At 62.3% G+C, this 14,632-nt stretch carries 12 protein-coding genes; 2 read left to right on the top strand and 10 right to left on the bottom strand.

Going from position 1 to position 14,632, the window contains the following annotated elements:
- Positions 1–11: 11 nt before the first annotated feature.
- From TM1040_RS13545 to TM1040_RS13500, 10 genes are all read right to left on the bottom strand, one after another.
- A complete protein-coding gene (locus TM1040_RS13545) occupies positions 12–572 on the bottom strand; it encodes a DUF4453 domain-containing protein (RefSeq protein ID WP_011539153.1) in 561 nt (186 codons plus the stop codon).
- Between the two features lie 43 nt (positions 573–615).
- Complete coding sequence (locus TM1040_RS13540) at positions 616–1,452, bottom strand: alkaline phosphatase family protein (protein ID WP_011539152.1); 837 nt, start codon at positions 1,450–1,452, stop codon at positions 616–618.
- Positions 1,453–1,634: 182 nt separating this feature from the next.
- Entirely contained in the window at positions 1,635–3,272 is a 1,638-nt protein-coding gene (locus tag TM1040_RS13535) for an ABC transporter ATP-binding protein (RefSeq protein ID WP_011539151.1), read from the bottom strand.
- Positions 3,269–4,084 carry an ABC transporter permease gene (locus TM1040_RS13530; protein WP_011539150.1) on the bottom strand — a complete coding sequence of 272 codons (816 nt, stop codon included), beginning with the start codon at positions 4,082–4,084 and terminating at the stop codon, positions 3,269–3,271. Before TM1040_RS13530 ends, TM1040_RS13535 begins: the two co-directional genes overlap by 4 nt.
- Positions 4,081–5,037 (bottom strand): ABC transporter permease, encoded by a 957-nt coding sequence (locus tag TM1040_RS13525; RefSeq protein WP_011539149.1) that lies wholly within the window; start codon positions 5,035–5,037, stop codon positions 4,081–4,083. Before TM1040_RS13525 ends, TM1040_RS13530 begins: the two co-directional genes overlap by 4 nt.
- Before the next feature lies 1 nt (position 5,038).
- On the bottom strand, positions 5,039–6,622 hold the full coding sequence (locus tag TM1040_RS13520; protein WP_011539148.1) for an ABC transporter substrate-binding protein: 1,584 nt from the start codon (positions 6,620–6,622) through the stop codon (positions 5,039–5,041).
- A 188-nt stretch (positions 6,623–6,810) separates the two neighbouring features.
- A complete protein-coding gene (gene dtd / locus TM1040_RS13515; protein ID WP_011539147.1) occupies positions 6,811–7,281 on the bottom strand; it encodes a D-aminoacyl-tRNA deacylase in 471 nt (156 codons plus the stop codon).
- A 276-nt stretch (positions 7,282–7,557) separates the two neighbouring features.
- Positions 7,558–8,655, bottom strand: coding sequence for a TFIIB-type zinc finger domain-containing protein (locus TM1040_RS13510; protein ID WP_011539146.1), 1,098 nt, complete (start codon positions 8,653–8,655; stop codon positions 7,558–7,560).
- Between the two features lie 173 nt (positions 8,656–8,828).
- The gene (locus TM1040_RS13505; protein ID WP_011539145.1) at positions 8,829–10,019 is read right to left on the bottom strand and encodes an SPFH domain-containing protein; all 1,191 of its coding nucleotides are present in this window, start codon (positions 10,017–10,019) and stop codon (positions 8,829–8,831) included.
- Between the two features lie 177 nt (positions 10,020–10,196).
- Complete coding sequence (locus TM1040_RS13500) at positions 10,197–11,384, bottom strand: cytochrome P450 (protein ID WP_044026811.1); 1,188 nt, start codon at positions 11,382–11,384, stop codon at positions 10,197–10,199.
- 59 nt (positions 11,385–11,443) lie between these two features.
- Between TM1040_RS13500 and TM1040_RS13495 the strand changes: the two genes are divergently transcribed.
- Positions 11,444–13,195 carry an ATP-binding protein gene (locus TM1040_RS13495; RefSeq protein WP_011539143.1) on the top strand — a complete coding sequence of 584 codons (1,752 nt, stop codon included), beginning with the start codon at positions 11,444–11,446 and terminating at the stop codon, positions 13,193–13,195.
- On the top strand, positions 13,192–14,421 hold the full coding sequence (locus tag TM1040_RS13490) for a sigma-54-dependent transcriptional regulator (RefSeq protein ID WP_011539142.1): 1,230 nt from the start codon (positions 13,192–13,194) through the stop codon (positions 14,419–14,421). Before TM1040_RS13495 ends, TM1040_RS13490 begins: the two co-directional genes overlap by 4 nt.
- Positions 14,422–14,632 lie beyond the last annotated feature (211 nt).

The raw sequence follows: 14,632 nt of genomic DNA, 5'->3' as shown, positions 1-14,632 counted from the left end.
CAGCGCCCTGTTCACCCGGCGAACTGGGCGCACCGCTGCGGATAGGCATCAACGCGATACCAACCTGCGCTCTTGAGGTGCCAGTCGCTGTCATGCACCGTCACATAGCTCCAGCCGCCCACTGGATAATGGCCGTAGTTGAGCGTGTCTCCGGGCAGGACCTGCCCTATCACATCCGTATTGAGGCCATGGCCTGCGCGCAGGGGCAGGGGATCGCCGCGCCAGCCGATGCAGGTGCTTTCCAGCCCATCTGTCACCGGAAGGTCCACCAGCCGCTGCCGGTAGCGCAGGTCCAAGACATCGAGCCTGCTGCGGCTGGTATCGACCCGGCATCCGGCTTCGCGTTCCTGCGCTTTGAGCTTGGCCACCCGGGTCGCATCCATCTCTGAGAGGGTGACAGAGGTCCCGATGCAATCGCCATTGTCAAAGACATGTTTTCCAAGAGAAGAGCCAAAGCAATAGCCCGCCCGGTCCATGATGGCATTTCGGGTGAACCACAGATCGTCGCAATAGGAGTCGGCAAGGGCCGGCGTGGCAGCGGCCATTGCCAGCAGAGCAAGGAAATATTTCATAACAGCCTCGTCAAAATTGGATCCGAGGCCGGAATGAATGACCTCAGCGCAAGAATGCCTCGGCTTTCATGGTCTCTGCAAGGGGCGCGCCAAGGCGGCTCAGGATTGTGGGGGCCAGTTGCAACTGGTCGATCACGTCATTCTCTGCCGGGCCATCCGCATCGCCAAAGTAATACAGCGCGGTTTCCTGTTGCAGCGGGTGGCGCCCGCCGTGGTGGCCACGCTCGTCCTGACCATGGTCGGCGGTCACGATCACCTCATAGCCCATGGCACGCCAGCGCGGGATGAACGGCGCCAGCATCTCGTCCATCACAAAGCAGGCTTTGTCCATCTCGGCACTTTCGTGAAAGAAGCGATGCCCCATGCTGTCGAGCGTGCAGGTGTGCAACATGCCGTAGTCGAGATCAAAGCGCCCGCAGAGGTTGGTGAGCGTGGCAAAGAGATCCACATCCGAGGGCGTCATCTGGTTGTCGTGGCCATAGCCCGTCATCGAGTGAAAGCGCCCATGGTTGATGGTCTTGCTTTCGGGCTCGTCATATTCGATGTCGCGCACATAATCGAAGGGGGAGCGATTGAAGAACTCCGACCAGAAACTATGCGCGACCGCCCCGGTGGTGCCGCCGGCCTTGCGCACTTGGGAAAACACATCGTCGTGGCTCAGGCGGAAGACATTGCCATTGCCGGTGCAGCCATGCTCCTGCGGGGTGACGCCCGTGTGGATTGAGGCATAGCAGCTTGCGGAGATCGAGGGCAGCACCGCGCGGTGCTTCCAGACGCGGGCATCACCAGAGGCGACCCAGCCCTCGAGGTTGCCAAACAGGCGGCGAAAATTGCGATGGGGCACGCCATCAAGGATGATGAGCAGGAGTTTGCGGTCCATGGGGGAGGTCCTGGGCTGGGGGTGGATTTATGGGCGCTCAGGTCAGCGCCCGAGCCTAGGGTGGGCGTGAAGCGCCCTCCCTGGGGGGAGGGTCGGGCGCTGTCCGGCCTTGCGGCCGAACAGGGCTTCTATCGTCTTTCGCCCGCACCGTGCGAGCGCTGCCGGTTGGCAGGAGCCGGGCATCAGTTGCCCGCGCTCTCCATCTTGCGGTTGGCGATCACCTCTTCGAGCCAGCCGAGCTTCATCTCCGGCACCGAGCTCAGCAGAAGGTCGGTGTAGTCGTCAAAGGGCGGGCTCAGCACCTGCGTCTTGCCGCCGTAGCGCTGCACCTTGCCCTTGTACATCACCGCGATGTTGTCAGAGATCGCGCGCACCGTCGCGAGATCGTGGGTGATGAAGAGAAACGCCACATCCTCGATCTTTTGCAGGTTCAGCAACAGTTTCAGGATGCCGTCCGCCACCAGTGGATCGAGCGCCGAGGTGACCTCGTCACAGATGATCATCTTGGGCTTGGCCGCCAGCGCCCGGGCGATACAGACACGCTGTTTCTGCCCGCCCGACAGCTCTGCCGGGTAGCGGTCGATAAAGCCTTCCCCGAGTTCAATCTCGTCGAGCAACTCGATGATCCGCTTGCGCTTTTCCGCGCCCTTCAGGCCGAAATAGAACTCTAGCGGCCGGCCGATGATGGTGCCTACGGTCTGACGCGGGTTCATCGCCACATCCGCCATCTGGTAGATCATCTGCAACTCGCGCAGATCCTCGCGGCTGCGGTTGTTGAAGTCCGGCGTGAGCGTGCGCCCGTTGAAGTAGATCTCGCCTTCGCGCGGGGGCAGAAGGCCGGTGATCACCCGCGCCAGCGTCGATTTGCCCGAACCGGACTCGCCCACCACGGCCAGGGTCTGACCGGGGTAGAGATCGACGTTCACGTTGTGCAGCACGTCGAACTTGGTGCCCTTGTAGCGCGCAGTGATGTTGCGCACCGACAGGATCGGCTCCTCGGTGGGGGCCTTTTCCTCGTGCTCGATCGAGCGCACGGAGACCAGCGCCTGCGTGTACTCTTCTTGCGGGTTGTTGATGATCTGATCGACCGAGCCGTATTCCACGGTATTGCCGTGGCGCAGCACCATGATGTCATCAGAGACCTGTGCCACAACCGCAAGATCGTGGGTGATATAAAGCGCGGCCACACCGGTGTCGCGGATCGCTTCCTTGATCGCCATCAGAACGTCGATCTGCGTGGTCACATCAAGCGCCGTGGTGGGCTCGTCAAAGACCACGAGATCGGGTTCCGGACAGAGCGCAAGTGCGGTCATGCAGCGCTGCAGCTGACCACCGGACACCTGATGCGGATAGCGGGCGCCGATGTTGTCGGGGTCGGGCAGGCCCAGCTTGGCAAAGAGCGCGCGGGCGCGGTCTTCGGCCACTCTGCGGGAGAATTTGCCCTGCTCGACCGAGGCTTCGATCACCTGTTCCATGATGGTCTTGGCCGGGTTGAACGACGCGGCGGCAGATTGCGACACATAGGTCACCTCACCCCCACGCAGCTTGCGGATGTCGCTCAGCTTGGATTTGAGGATGTCGCGCCCGTTGACCCAGACTTCGCCACCGGTGATTTTCACACCGCCCCGGCCATAGGCCATGGACGACAGACCGATGGTGGATTTACCTGCACCGGATTCCCCGATGAGACCCAGCACCTTGCCTGGCATGAGGTCAAAGCTGACGCCATGCACGATTTCGATGTCATGGGGTTTCTCGCCCGGCGGATAAACCGTGGCGCCGATTTTCAGGTCGCGGACCTTGAGGAGTGGTTCGCTCATCCCCGGCCTCCTTTCAGCGATGTGGTACGGTTCAGGATCCAGTCCGCCACCAGGTTCACCGAGATCGCAAGGGTTGCGATGGCAAAGGCGGGGATCAGCGCGGCGGGCACGCCATAGACGATACCGTCCTTGTTTTCCTTCACGATGCCGCCCCAATCAGCCTCGGGGGGCTGCACGCCCAGACCCAGGAAGGAGAGGGTGGACACAAAGAGCACCATAAAGATGAAGCGCAGCCCCATCTCTGCCACCAGTGGCGACAGCGCATTGGGCAGGATCTCGCGGAAGATGATCCACGCGGTCTTCTCACCGCGCAGGCGTGCGGCTTCCACAAAGTCCATCACCTCGATGTCGACAGCAACGGCGCGGGCGAGGCGGAACACGCGTGTGGAGTCCAAAAGACCCATCACGAGGATCAGCATCGGCACGGTCACAGGCGTCACCGAGAGCACAACAAGCGCAAAGATCAGTGTCGGGATCGACATGATGAGATCGACAAAGCGCGACAGTGTCTGGTCGATCCACCCGCCGGAGACGGCTGCAAAGATCCCGAGGATGGATCCGGTGGTGAAGGAGATCAGCGTCGCCATGGTGGCGATGAAGATGGTGGTGCGCCCGCCATAGATCATCCGCGACAACAGATCGCGTCCGATATTGTCGGTGCCCAGCCAGTAGTCGGCGCTGGAGGGTTCCCAAACGTCGCCGACCACTTCGGCCATGCCATAGGGGGCCAGGAGCGGCGCAAAAAGTGCGCCGAGAAAGTAGAGGGCCGTGAAAAACAGCCCGATCAGAGCGGATACGGGGATATTCTTCATTTCGGATGCCTCAGACGCGGGTTCGACAGGATCGACACGATATCGGCAACCATGTTGAGGCCGATATAGACGGTGGCAAAGATCAGACCACAGGCCTGCACCACCGGCACGTCACGTTTGGAGACATGATCCACCAGATATTGCCCCATGCCGGGATAGACGAAGACCACTTCGATCACCACGACACCAACCACAAGATAGGCGAGGTTCAGCATCACCACATTCACGATCGGCGCGATCGAGTTGGGGAAGGCATGACGCCAGATCACCTTGAAGGTCGAAAGCCCCTTGAGTTCCGCAGTCTCGATATAGGCGGACTGCATCACGTTGAGGATCGCCGCACGGGTCATGCGCATCATGTGGGCAAGCACCACAAGCGTCAGCACCGCGACGGGCAGGGCGATGGAATTGAGCTTCTGCCACAGGTTCATGCCGTCGTTGATCATGGCGACAGAGGGAAACCAGCGCAGTTTTACGGCGATCAGATACATCAGAACGTAACCGATCAGGAATTCAGGAATGGAGATCGACGCCAATGTGACGCCGGAAATCAGCTTGTCCGGCCAGCGATCTTTGTAGCGCACGGCCAGAAGACCGAGGAAAATCGCCAGCGGCACGGCGATCACAGCGGCCCAGAACGCAAGGAACAGCGTGTTCGAGAGGCGCGATCCAATGGCGGAAGTGATGTCCTGACCAGAGGTCAGAGCGGTGCCAAGATCGCCTTGCAAGGCACCAAAAAGCCAGTCGAAATAGCGCGTGAGGGCGGGTTCGTTCAGTCCAAGCTCGGCGCGCAGGTTGGCGAGCGCCTCGGGGGTTGCGGATTGGCCGAGGATGGACTGGGCGACGTCGCCGGGCAGGATCATGGTGCCCGCAAAGATCAGCGCCGAGATCATCAACAGCAGGAAGAGACTCAGCGCAATGCGCTGAGCCAATAGTTTGATCACCGGATTCATATCAGGCTTTGACCCACATTTTCAGGGGCGCGTAACCGTTCATGAGAGCGTGACCTTTGACGCCGTCTTTCCAGCCGTCCAGACGATCCGACGTTGCATCGACAAAGTCGTTGAACATCGGGCAGATCAGGCCGCCTTCGTCGCGCACCATGGTCGACATATCTGCATACATCTGGGTGCGCTTGGCTTCGTCGAGCTCGCCACGGGCCGCCAGCAGTGTCTGGTCGAACTGCTCGTTCTTGAAACGGGTGTCGTTCCAGTCTGCGGTCGACAGATAGGCGGTGGAGAACATGGAGTCCTGCGTCGGACGGCCACCCCAGTAGGAGGTGCAGAAGGGCTGCTTGTTCCAGACCTCGGACCAGTAGCCATCGTTGGGCTCACGCTTGATCTCGAGGTTGATGCCTGCCGCTGCCAGCGACTGCTGGAACAGCGCCGCCGCATCCGGGGCTCCGGGGAAGGAGTTGTCGGAGGTGCGCAGCAGGATCGGACCGTCATAGCCCGATTTTTCCATGTGGAACTTGGCCTTCTCGGGATCGTACTCGCGCTGCTCCAGCTGGGTGAACAGCGGGTAGGAGGCGTTGATCGGCGAGTCGTTGCCCACGGAGCCAAAGCCGTTCAGGATCTTGTCGACCATTTCCTGACGGTTGATGCCGTATTTCAGTGCGAGGCGCACGTCGTTGTTGGCAAAGGGATCGGTGTCGCAATGGGCGATGAACACATAGTGGCCCGGACCCGCAGTGGAGTGCACGGAGATGTTCGGCGCGCGATCCACCAGTTTCGCGGTGCGCGGCGGCACGCGGTCGATCATGTCCACCTGACCGGCCTGCAGTGCAGCCACACGGGCGGTATTGTCGTTGATGACCACGTACTCGATGGTCTGCGCATTGCCCAGATCGCCCCAGTAGTTGGGGTTCTTCTCGGCCACAAAGCGCACGCCCATGTCCACGGCTTTCAGAACATAAGGACCGGTGCCGATCGCGGCCGCCGGATCGTCCTTGCCGCCGTTGGGCTGGATCACCAGGTGGTAGTCGGTCAGCAGGTAGGGCAGGTCGGCGTTTGCGTCTTCGAGCTCAAAGACCACCGTATCGCCATCGGCCTTGACGTTGGAAATGGAGCGCATGATGCCAAGCGCACCGGATTTTGTGTCCTCACCGGAGTGACGCTCCATGGTGGCGACAACATCCGCCGCCGTCACCGGCTGGCCGTTGGAGAAGGTCAGGCCGGAGCGCAGCTTGAAGGTCCAGGTTTTTGCGTCTGCCGAGGCTTCAAAGCTTTCGGCGACGGCACCCACGAGGCCGCCTTCTTCGCCCAGTTCCACCAGCGGCTCACCCCAGAGACGGATCACCGAGAGGGCCACCTGGTTTGTCGCCAGAGCCGGGTCGAGGCTGTCGGTGGTGGAGCCCCCTTGCAGACCCACACGCAGGGTGCCGCCTTTTTGCGCGCCTGCCGCTTTGGCCGCAGAGGCCAGCAGCGAGTTCGCGCCCAATGCGGTCACACCCAGCGCAGCAGCGCGGCCGAGGAACTCGCGGCGGCCCATGCGGCCCAATGCGGCTTCCTGTGCGAGGTGTTTAAGATAGTCGTTCATTCGTTGTCTCCCTGTCGAGGTTACGGGTTGGCCCCGGATTTTCTTGAATGGTGATACAAGATTTGCCGATTTGGCACATCGGGGCAAGGAATAATGATAGAAAATTGCGCGCGCATCTGTGTCAGGCGCCCAAAACAGGGGGAATGCTCTGACGCTTGGCCCGCAATTTTCCGGCTCATGCGGGGTTTCTACCCCGATCCGGCTGACGTGTTGCGACGGTCATCTGTGTCCAGCCAGAGCGTAACAGGACCATCGTTCACAAGTGAAACTTTCATGTCAGCGCCGAATTCTCCTGTTTGCACTGTAAGCCCAGTCTCACGCATTTTCGCGCAAAAACAATGATAAAGCCGCATTCCCTCATCCGGTGCAGCTGCTTTGGAAAAGCCCGGACGGGTACCGCTGCGCGTGTCGGCGCCCAGGGTGAACTGGCTGACCACAAGAACGGCGCCGCTGGTATCGCTGACCGAGCGGTTCATTTTGCCCGCGTCGTCTCGAAAAATCCGCAGACGCGCAATTTTTTGCACCAGTTGGGTGGCCTCGGCCTCAGAATCTCCGCGCATGGCACAGACAAAGACCAAAAGACCGGGGCCGATTTCGCCAATAACCGCATTGTCGACGGTGACACTGGCGGCGCTGACACGTTGCAGGAGGGCACGCATGCCTATCCTCTCAGACTAGAATCATGGGCGGGGTGGGCACAGCGGGCCAGCGCGCGACGGGCATTGTCGCGGCCGTGATCCCTCGGGCCAGTCCCATGAGGAGGGGTCGCCCCTCGTGCAGAGGCCGGGACATCTGGCACCCGTTGCGGGTGGATGGAATGGCGGCAAGGTCCTTGGTCGAACCCGCTCAAAGCGCTGTTGGACAATGTGCTGTCTCCCCCGGATTTGGCGCGAACATGCCGGGGGTGTCGCGAAAAGGCAAGTCGATGTCGGAATTTAACTCTGTGACGCCAGGTAGGCCACGCCTGCCGCCAGGATCAGGCCGACGACAACCGCGCCTGCGATCTTCCAGGCGGAAAAGGGGCGTTCGCCCTGCACGCGCCCCGACTGCCCGTTGACCACAAAGCGATAGCTCTGCCCGCGATATTTATAAGCGGCCATCCACACCGGCAGCAGCACATGTTTGAATGTGACCGCGCTGACGTCCGTATCGACCGAACTGATCCGCTGGCGGTCGCCGCCAATGTCGAATTTGATGTCACGCTCGATGATGCGGTCCATTTTTTGCCGCGCATCGGCAAAGCCGGCTTCAAGGTCGATGGTATAGGCCTCCGCGCGAAACCCTGCGAGATACTTGGGCTGATAAGGCGCAAGCTGCGACAGGTCCCAGGGCTCGAGGCCTTCGGTGTATTTGCGCGGCAGGCTTTTGGAGGCGAGCACCAGCACATCGTCAAAGAATCGCTGCACCCGTCCACGCACATTGGACCAGCGCACGCGGATTTCGCTGCGCACCTGGGGTTTGCCATCCACCATGACGGTACGGCTTACGGTATATTCGGTGCCGCGCTGGCCGGTGTATTGGCTGTGGGTCTGGGCGTCATAGGTCCAGTAGGGGACATAGATCCCATCCATCTTGCGCCCTTTGCGGGCGTATTCCTTTAGCCCGTTGGGCGCGAACCACAGCTTGCCGAGCCAGTCTTCCATCGCCTGATGTGCGGCGCGTTCGTCAAACTGAAAGGGCAGCACGCCCTTGGGTTTGATGTGGCGATTCTCGCCGGTGTCGGCCACCACGGGGGTCGCGCAGAAGGGACATTCCAGCGCATGCACCGCCGGGTCGAATTCGACCTGGGCGGCGCAGTTGGGGCAGGAGGAGACGCGCGTGACTTCCATTTCGGCAGCGGGAAGCTGTTCACGCAGCGCTTGCAGGAAGTCGAGTTCCTTCAGCGCCCCACCGCCCCATGGGCTTTCGATCAGCTCTTTCTTGTGGCCGCAATGATCACAGACAAGCCCGCCCTCCGCCGGGGCAAAACGATAGTCCGCGCCACATTGCTCGCACGGAAAACGGTGGGTTTCCTCGGCATCTTTCGGGGTCATATCCGGAGCGGGCGGGGGCGGCGGTGTCTGGGTCACGGCGATCGGGCTCTTTGCAGTGCGAGAGGGCGATGGTGCAGTCAGGGGCGGCAGCACGGGGGCAATCTGTGCTTGCCCCCATAAGAGGGCCGGGCACACTCACGGCGCCCGGCTGCCATTGATCTATCCTGCGGGCGTTAGCCGCCTGCGGGCGGGGGCGGCGGTGGGGGCGGCGGCAGGATGGTGAAGAGCTGTGCCAGCTCGGTCACATCGCCCGCGCGCATCCAGCCGTCCTGACCGGGGGTCCATACATGGGTGTCGCGCGTCAGCTGGCCTTCTTGCGCCATGCGCCCCATGCGCGCCTTGGAGTATGGACCCGAGGTCTGACCGTTTTCCGCGATGTGCCAGACATGCTCCACCGGCGGGGGCGGCGGTGCCATCGGTGCGGCCTGAGCCGCAGGTTGCGGCGCAGCGGGTGCGGGCCGTGCGCCCCATGGCCCGGTCGGTTGACCCGCTGCCTGAGGTGTCGCGCCTCCTTGCATCGCGTGGCCCATCTGCTGTGCCATTGCCATGCCCATTCCCATCCCAAGCCCGGCGCCCATGCCGCTGTTGGGCGTTTTGGCAGCCGCTTCCATGGCTTCGGCAGCCTTGAATTGCGTATAGCGGCCGAGATCGCCGATGATGCCCATCTGGGTGCGCTTGTCCATCGCCTGCTCGACCGCGGGCGGCAGGGAGATATTCTCGACATAAAGCTCGGGGATCGCGAGGCCGTATTCAGCCACCACGGGGCCGATCTCGGCGGCGACCAGCTTGCCCAGATCGGCGGTATTGGCGGCCATATCAAGCACCGGGATGCCAGAAGCGGCAATCGCGCGCGAGAACTCCTGCACAATGATATTGCGGATCTGGTAAGAGATCTCATCCATGGTGAACTCACCATCGGTGCCGACGATTTCCGTCAGGAAGCGGGCCGGGTCCACCACCCGCACCGAATAGGTGCCAAAGGCGCGCAGGCGCACCGGGCCGAACTCCGGGTCGCGACACATGATCGGGTTCTTGGTGCCCCATTTGAGGTCATTGAACCGCGTGGTGGCGACAAAATAGATCTCGGATTTGAACGGCGACTGAAACCCGTGATCCCAATGCTGAAGCGTGGTCAGCACCGGCATGTTGTTGGTTTCAAGCATATAAAGCCCGGGCGTGAACACATCCGCCAGCTGGCCTTCATGCACAAACACGGCCGCCTGACCCTCGCGGACCGTCAGCTTGGCCCCGTATTTGATCGCATGGCCCTCGCGCTCGAAACGCATGACCATGGTGTCGCGGGTATCATCGGTCCAATGGATGACGTCGATGAATTCGCCTTTGAGAAAATCAAAAATGCCCAAGCTGTGCCCTCCCACGGCTGTTTTGCAAGATGTAGCAACCCACCGGGGCCGAAACCAGAGGCAGCCCGCCCAAAGGCGCGTTTTTGCAGAGGAGACGCGCAGTTTCCCCGCAAACTCAGCCAGAAGAGAGAGCAACGCGGGCCGCCCCCAAAGGAGACGACCCCTGGTCAGAGCGCCTTAGCGGGTTTGCACCCAAAGCCGGGTCAGCCCATGGAAATGGTAGGTGTTGGAATACTGGGGCGGCTCGGCCAGTTTCAACTCCGGGCAGCGCTCAAAAAGGATCGGCAGCGCGATCTCCATCTCCATCCGCGCAAGCGGTGCGCCGACACAGAAATGCAGCCCGCCGCCAAAGCTCTTGTTCACCTTGGGCGGGCGCGTGGGATCAAACTGATCGGCGCGCTCCAGCGCCTCCGGATCTCGGTTGGCAGCCGCCAGCATCAGAGCCACCTGATCGCCCCGCCGGAAACGGTGGCCCATGATCTCGATCTCCTCATAGGCGTAGCGTGTGAACATATGGAGCGGTGGGTCATAGCGCAGGATTTCCTCGACGAGCCCGCTGATGCCATCGGGCTGAAGCCACTCGGAAGACCAGCCCTGTTCGAGCATGGTTTTCACCCCGTTGCCGAGCGAATGCACCGTGGCCTCGTGACCAGCATTTAGGAGCAGGATGCAGGTGCCGATGAGCTCGTCCGTCGAGAGGCTTTCGCCATCTTCCTCGGCCTGAATGAGCCGGGTGATGAGATCCTCGCCCGGGGTCTTGCGGCGCTCGTCTACGTAGTCGGTCAAAAAGGCGATGAACTCGGCGCTGGCCTGTGCTGCGGCATGTTCGGTCTCGGTGGTCTTGGAGGCCTGATACATCGCCACCATCTTGTGCGACCAGTCGAGAAGTTGCGGCGCCATGGCCTCGGGTACGCCCAGCAGGCGACAGATCGCGATCACCGGCACCTGCGTGCAATAGCTGCTGAGCAGATCAAAGGGCGCATCCTTGGGGAACGCATTGATCAATTCGTGGCAGAGCGTCTCTAGCCCCGGCGCAAGCGCCTTTATCTCGCGGCTGGTGAAGGCGCGCAGCACCAGTTTGCGCAGCCGCGTATGGCGGGGCGGTTCCGCATCCAGAAGCGAATGTGCCTCTACTTGCAGGAAGGGCGCCAGATGCGCCGGGCCTTCGGTGGCCATCTCGGCGGGGATTTCGCGCCCAAAGCGGCGGTCGCGCAGCAGCATGTGCACCACGTCATGACCAAAGGCCGCCATCATTTTGTACTCTTCCCAATACCCAAGTTTGCCGGCCGCGCGGGCCGCGTCGTAAAACGGGTAGGGGTTCTGGACAAAGTCCGGGTCGGTCGGGGATTGGGTCAGTGTTTTCATAAAATCGGTTTTTGCCGAGGTCTCTGGTCTTGGCAAGGGGGGCTTTGTAATGTGGCGCAATGTTAAATCCTCGACACCCCCGTCTCGCGCTGGTCGCCAGTGTTGTGCTCTTCATTGTCGTGCTCTCTGCGGTGGTCTGGTCTTCGGCCTATCGACAGGCGCTGACGGCGCTGGCCGAACGCAGCGCCTCTGATCTCGCGCTGGCCTCGGATCGGGTGAGCACGCAGTTGCAGATTTTCCGCGAGCAGGCGGTTCTGGTTGTAGAGCACCCGGCGTTGCAGGCGCTCGAAACCCGCGAGGGACCGGCACGCGCCACAGCGCTCTTGCGCCGGATCGCGGATAAATCCGGCGCACTTGATGTGTTTTACGCCGATGACTCGGGGCGCGTGCTGGCCGCCGCCGAAGGCGTGGCTGGTTCAAACGTCTCGGGTCGGCGGTATTTTCGGCGCGCGATGCAGGGGGCGATGGGCACGGAGCCCATGGTGCTACCCGAGAGCAAGCGACGGGCCTATTTCTTTGCCGCGCCGGATTTCGGCCCGGATGGGCGCGTGCGGGGCACATTGGTGGTTGTTGCGGACATCGAGCTGGTGGAGCAGACGTGGCGCGGCACCCTGCCGCCGGTCTATTTCACCATCGAGGACGGACGCGTCTTTATCTCCAACCGGTTTGAGCTGCTGTTCTGGCGACTGGATGACGACAAGACCGGGCTGATGACCGCAGATGGGGGCGATTTGCCGCTCGAGGTGAAAAAAGTGGGCGAACACGAGATCTGGCAACAGCGTTGGAGCCCGTATTTGCCCGATGAGGCGCTTCATCTCGGGATCGGTCTGCCCGCCATCGGGATGCGCGGAGAGATCCTCGTGGATGTGACCCCAGCGCAGCGGATCGCGGCGCTGCAGACCATGGCGATGGCTGCGGTCTGTCTTGCGTTTGGCACCATCCTGTTCTGGCTGGCAGAGCGGCGCCGCACGCTGGCAAAGGCCAATGCGGAACTGGAAGAGCGTGTCGAGACGCGCACCCGGGCGCTGTCGGACACCAACCTGCAGCTGCGCCGCGAGGTGCGCGAACGCAAGGAGGCGGAGGCCGCATTGAAACAGGCGCAGGCCGAACTGGTGCAGGCCGACAAGCTCTCGGCGCTGGGGCAGATGTCGGCTGGCATCAGTCATGAGCTCAACCAGCCCTTGATGGCGATCCAGCAGTTTGCCGAGAACGGTCAGGCCTTTCTGGAGCGTGGCAAATCGGAACGCGCGGGCGAGAACCTCACCCGGATTGCGCAGATGTCGGCCCGGATGGCGCGCATCATCAAGAATCTGCGCGCCTTTGCCCGCAACGAGAGCGAGCCGGTGGGGCGCGTGGATCTGGTGCAGGTCATCGAGGCGGCGGTGGAACTGACAGAGACCCGCCTGCGCGACCATGACGTGACGCTGGACTGGCAACGCCCGGAGGCGCAGTCCGTCTGGGTGCGCGGTGGCGAGGTGCGGCTGACGCAGGTGTTTGTGAACCTCATCAACAACGCCGTGGATGCGATGATGGGACAGGAGGAGCGCCGCGTGCGGATCGTCATCAACGATGGCGCGCGGCTCACGGTGGGCGTGCGCGACATTGGCCCCGGTCTGAAACAGCCCGAAAAGGTCTTTGAGCCGTTCTACTCCACCAAGGCGGTGGGGAGTTCGGAAGGCATGGGGCTGGGGCTGTCCATTTCCTACGGACTGGTGCAAAGCTTTGGCGGCAATATCCGGGGCACCAACACAGAGCACGGCGCCCTGTTCACGGTCGAACTGGACTACTGGAAAGAGGAAACCGCCGCATGACGCGCAAGGTGCTGTTGGTTGATGATGATGCGGCCGTTCGCGAGGCGCTGGGCCAGACGCTCGAGCTTGCCGATCTCAACGCGGTGACGGCGGGGTCGTTTGTGGCCGCAAAGGACCACATCACCCCGGATTTCGAGGGGGTGATCCTGTCGGATATGCGGATGCCGGGGCGTGATGGGTTCCATCTGTTGTCCTACGCACAAGAGGTGGATGCGGAGCTGCCGGTGGTGCTGCTGACGGGCGAGGGCGACATTCCCATGGCGGTGCGGGCGATGTCCGAGGGGGCTTTTGATTTTCTCGAAAAACCCTGCGAGGCGGCCACGCTGATGACGGTGCTGGAACGTGCGCTGAAGACGCGCGCGCTTGTGCTGGAAAACCGCCGCCTGCAACGCCAGCTGGAGCGGGGGGACCCGGCGGCGCGGATGATCTTTGGCGTCTCGCCCCAGATCCAGGAGCTGCGCGCGCGGGTGCGGGCTGCGGCGGCGACCGACGCCGAAGTGCTGGTGAGTGGCGCGCCCGGCAGTGGCATTCCCAAGATCGCCGAGGTCGTGCATCTGATGTCGCGGCGCGGGCAGGGGGCGTTTGTCAAACGTCCGGCGGCGGGGCTGACCCCTCAGACCTTCGAGGAGCTTTGCCAGACCGCCGAGGGCGGATCCCTGTTCCTCGATGAGCTGTCGGCCATGCCGCAAGAGACGCAATATGCGGTGCTTGCGCGGCTCGAGCAGGGGGGCGGTGCGCGCATCATCGGCGGTTCGACCGTGGATCTGTCGGAACGTGTGGCGGGCGGCAGTTTCAACGCCGAGCTTTACTATCGCCTCGACGTGATGCGGGTGCGGGTGCCCTCGCTTGCCGAGCGGCGCGAGGATATTCCGGTGCTCTTTCGCCATTATGTGAGCCAGGCCGCCGAGCAGGCGGGGATCGACGCCCCGGAGATCAGCCCCGATACGCTGGCAAGCCTGATGGCGCAGGACTGGCCCGGAAATGCGCGCTCCTTGATGTCGGCGGCGATGCGCTTTGTGCTTGGCATGCCCGAAGAAGTCGCGCAGGCGACCGATCTGGGGCTCGCGGAACAGATGGCGCAGGTCGAGCGCTCGCTGCTGATTGCGGCCCTCGGGCGGCAGAACGGCAAGGCGGCAGCCGCCGCCGAAGCGCTGAAACTGCCGCGCAAGACCTTCTATGACAAGCTGGCCCGCTATGGGATTCGCCCCGAGGACTATCGGCGCTAACGGCTGTGCGGATTTTCGCACAAGCCGCAGGGTGCGTGTGTGAAATCCCGCACAGGGCCAGGGGAGAGCCGCCCCCGACAGCACAAGTCCTCTCTCTAGGGTTCTGAATTTTATAAAAAATCACAAAAATCAGGTGGTTCTCGAATCGCGGCTTGAGCGAAACTCCGCCTTTGCCAATTCTAGGCGCCAAGCCTCGGGTGTGATCCGGGGT

Origin of the sequence: Ruegeria sp. TM1040 (genome assembly GCF_000014065.1) — a bacterium.
Lineage (GTDB): Bacteria > Pseudomonadota > Alphaproteobacteria > Rhodobacterales > Rhodobacteraceae > Epibacterium.
The sequence above is the reverse complement of the archived record's forward strand: the minus strand, read 5'-3'. Positions and strand labels throughout refer to the sequence as shown.

Coding starts and splice junctions, on each gene's coding strand:
- TM1040_RS13545 (WP_011539153.1), bottom strand. CDS start 572: ATGAAATATTTCCTTGCTCTGCTGGCAATGGCCGCTGCCACGCCGGCC.
- TM1040_RS13540 (WP_011539152.1), bottom strand. CDS start 1,452: ATGGACCGCAAACTCCTGCTCATCATCCTTGATGGCGTGCCCCATCGC.
- TM1040_RS13535 (WP_011539151.1), bottom strand. CDS start 3,272: ATGAGCGAACCACTCCTCAAGGTCCGCGACCTGAAAATCGGCGCCACG.
- TM1040_RS13530 (WP_011539150.1), bottom strand. CDS start 4,084: ATGAAGAATATCCCCGTATCCGCTCTGATCGGGCTGTTTTTCACGGCC.
- TM1040_RS13525 (WP_011539149.1), bottom strand. CDS start 5,037: ATGAATCCGGTGATCAAACTATTGGCTCAGCGCATTGCGCTGAGTCTC.
- TM1040_RS13520 (WP_011539148.1), bottom strand. CDS start 6,622: ATGAACGACTATCTTAAACACCTCGCACAGGAAGCCGCATTGGGCCGC.
- dtd (WP_011539147.1), bottom strand. CDS start 7,281: ATGCGTGCCCTCCTGCAACGTGTCAGCGCCGCCAGTGTCACCGTCGAC.
- TM1040_RS13510 (WP_011539146.1), bottom strand. CDS start 8,655: ATGACCCCGAAAGATGCCGAGGAAACCCACCGTTTTCCGTGCGAGCAA.
- TM1040_RS13500 (WP_044026811.1), bottom strand. CDS start 11,384: ATGAAAACACTGACCCAATCCCCGACCGACCCGGACTTTGTCCAGAAC.
- TM1040_RS13495 (WP_011539143.1), top strand. CDS start 11,444: ATGTTAAATCCTCGACACCCCCGTCTCGCGCTGGTCGCCAGTGTTGTG.
- TM1040_RS13490 (WP_011539142.1), top strand. CDS start 13,192: ATGACGCGCAAGGTGCTGTTGGTTGATGATGATGCGGCCGTTCGCGAG.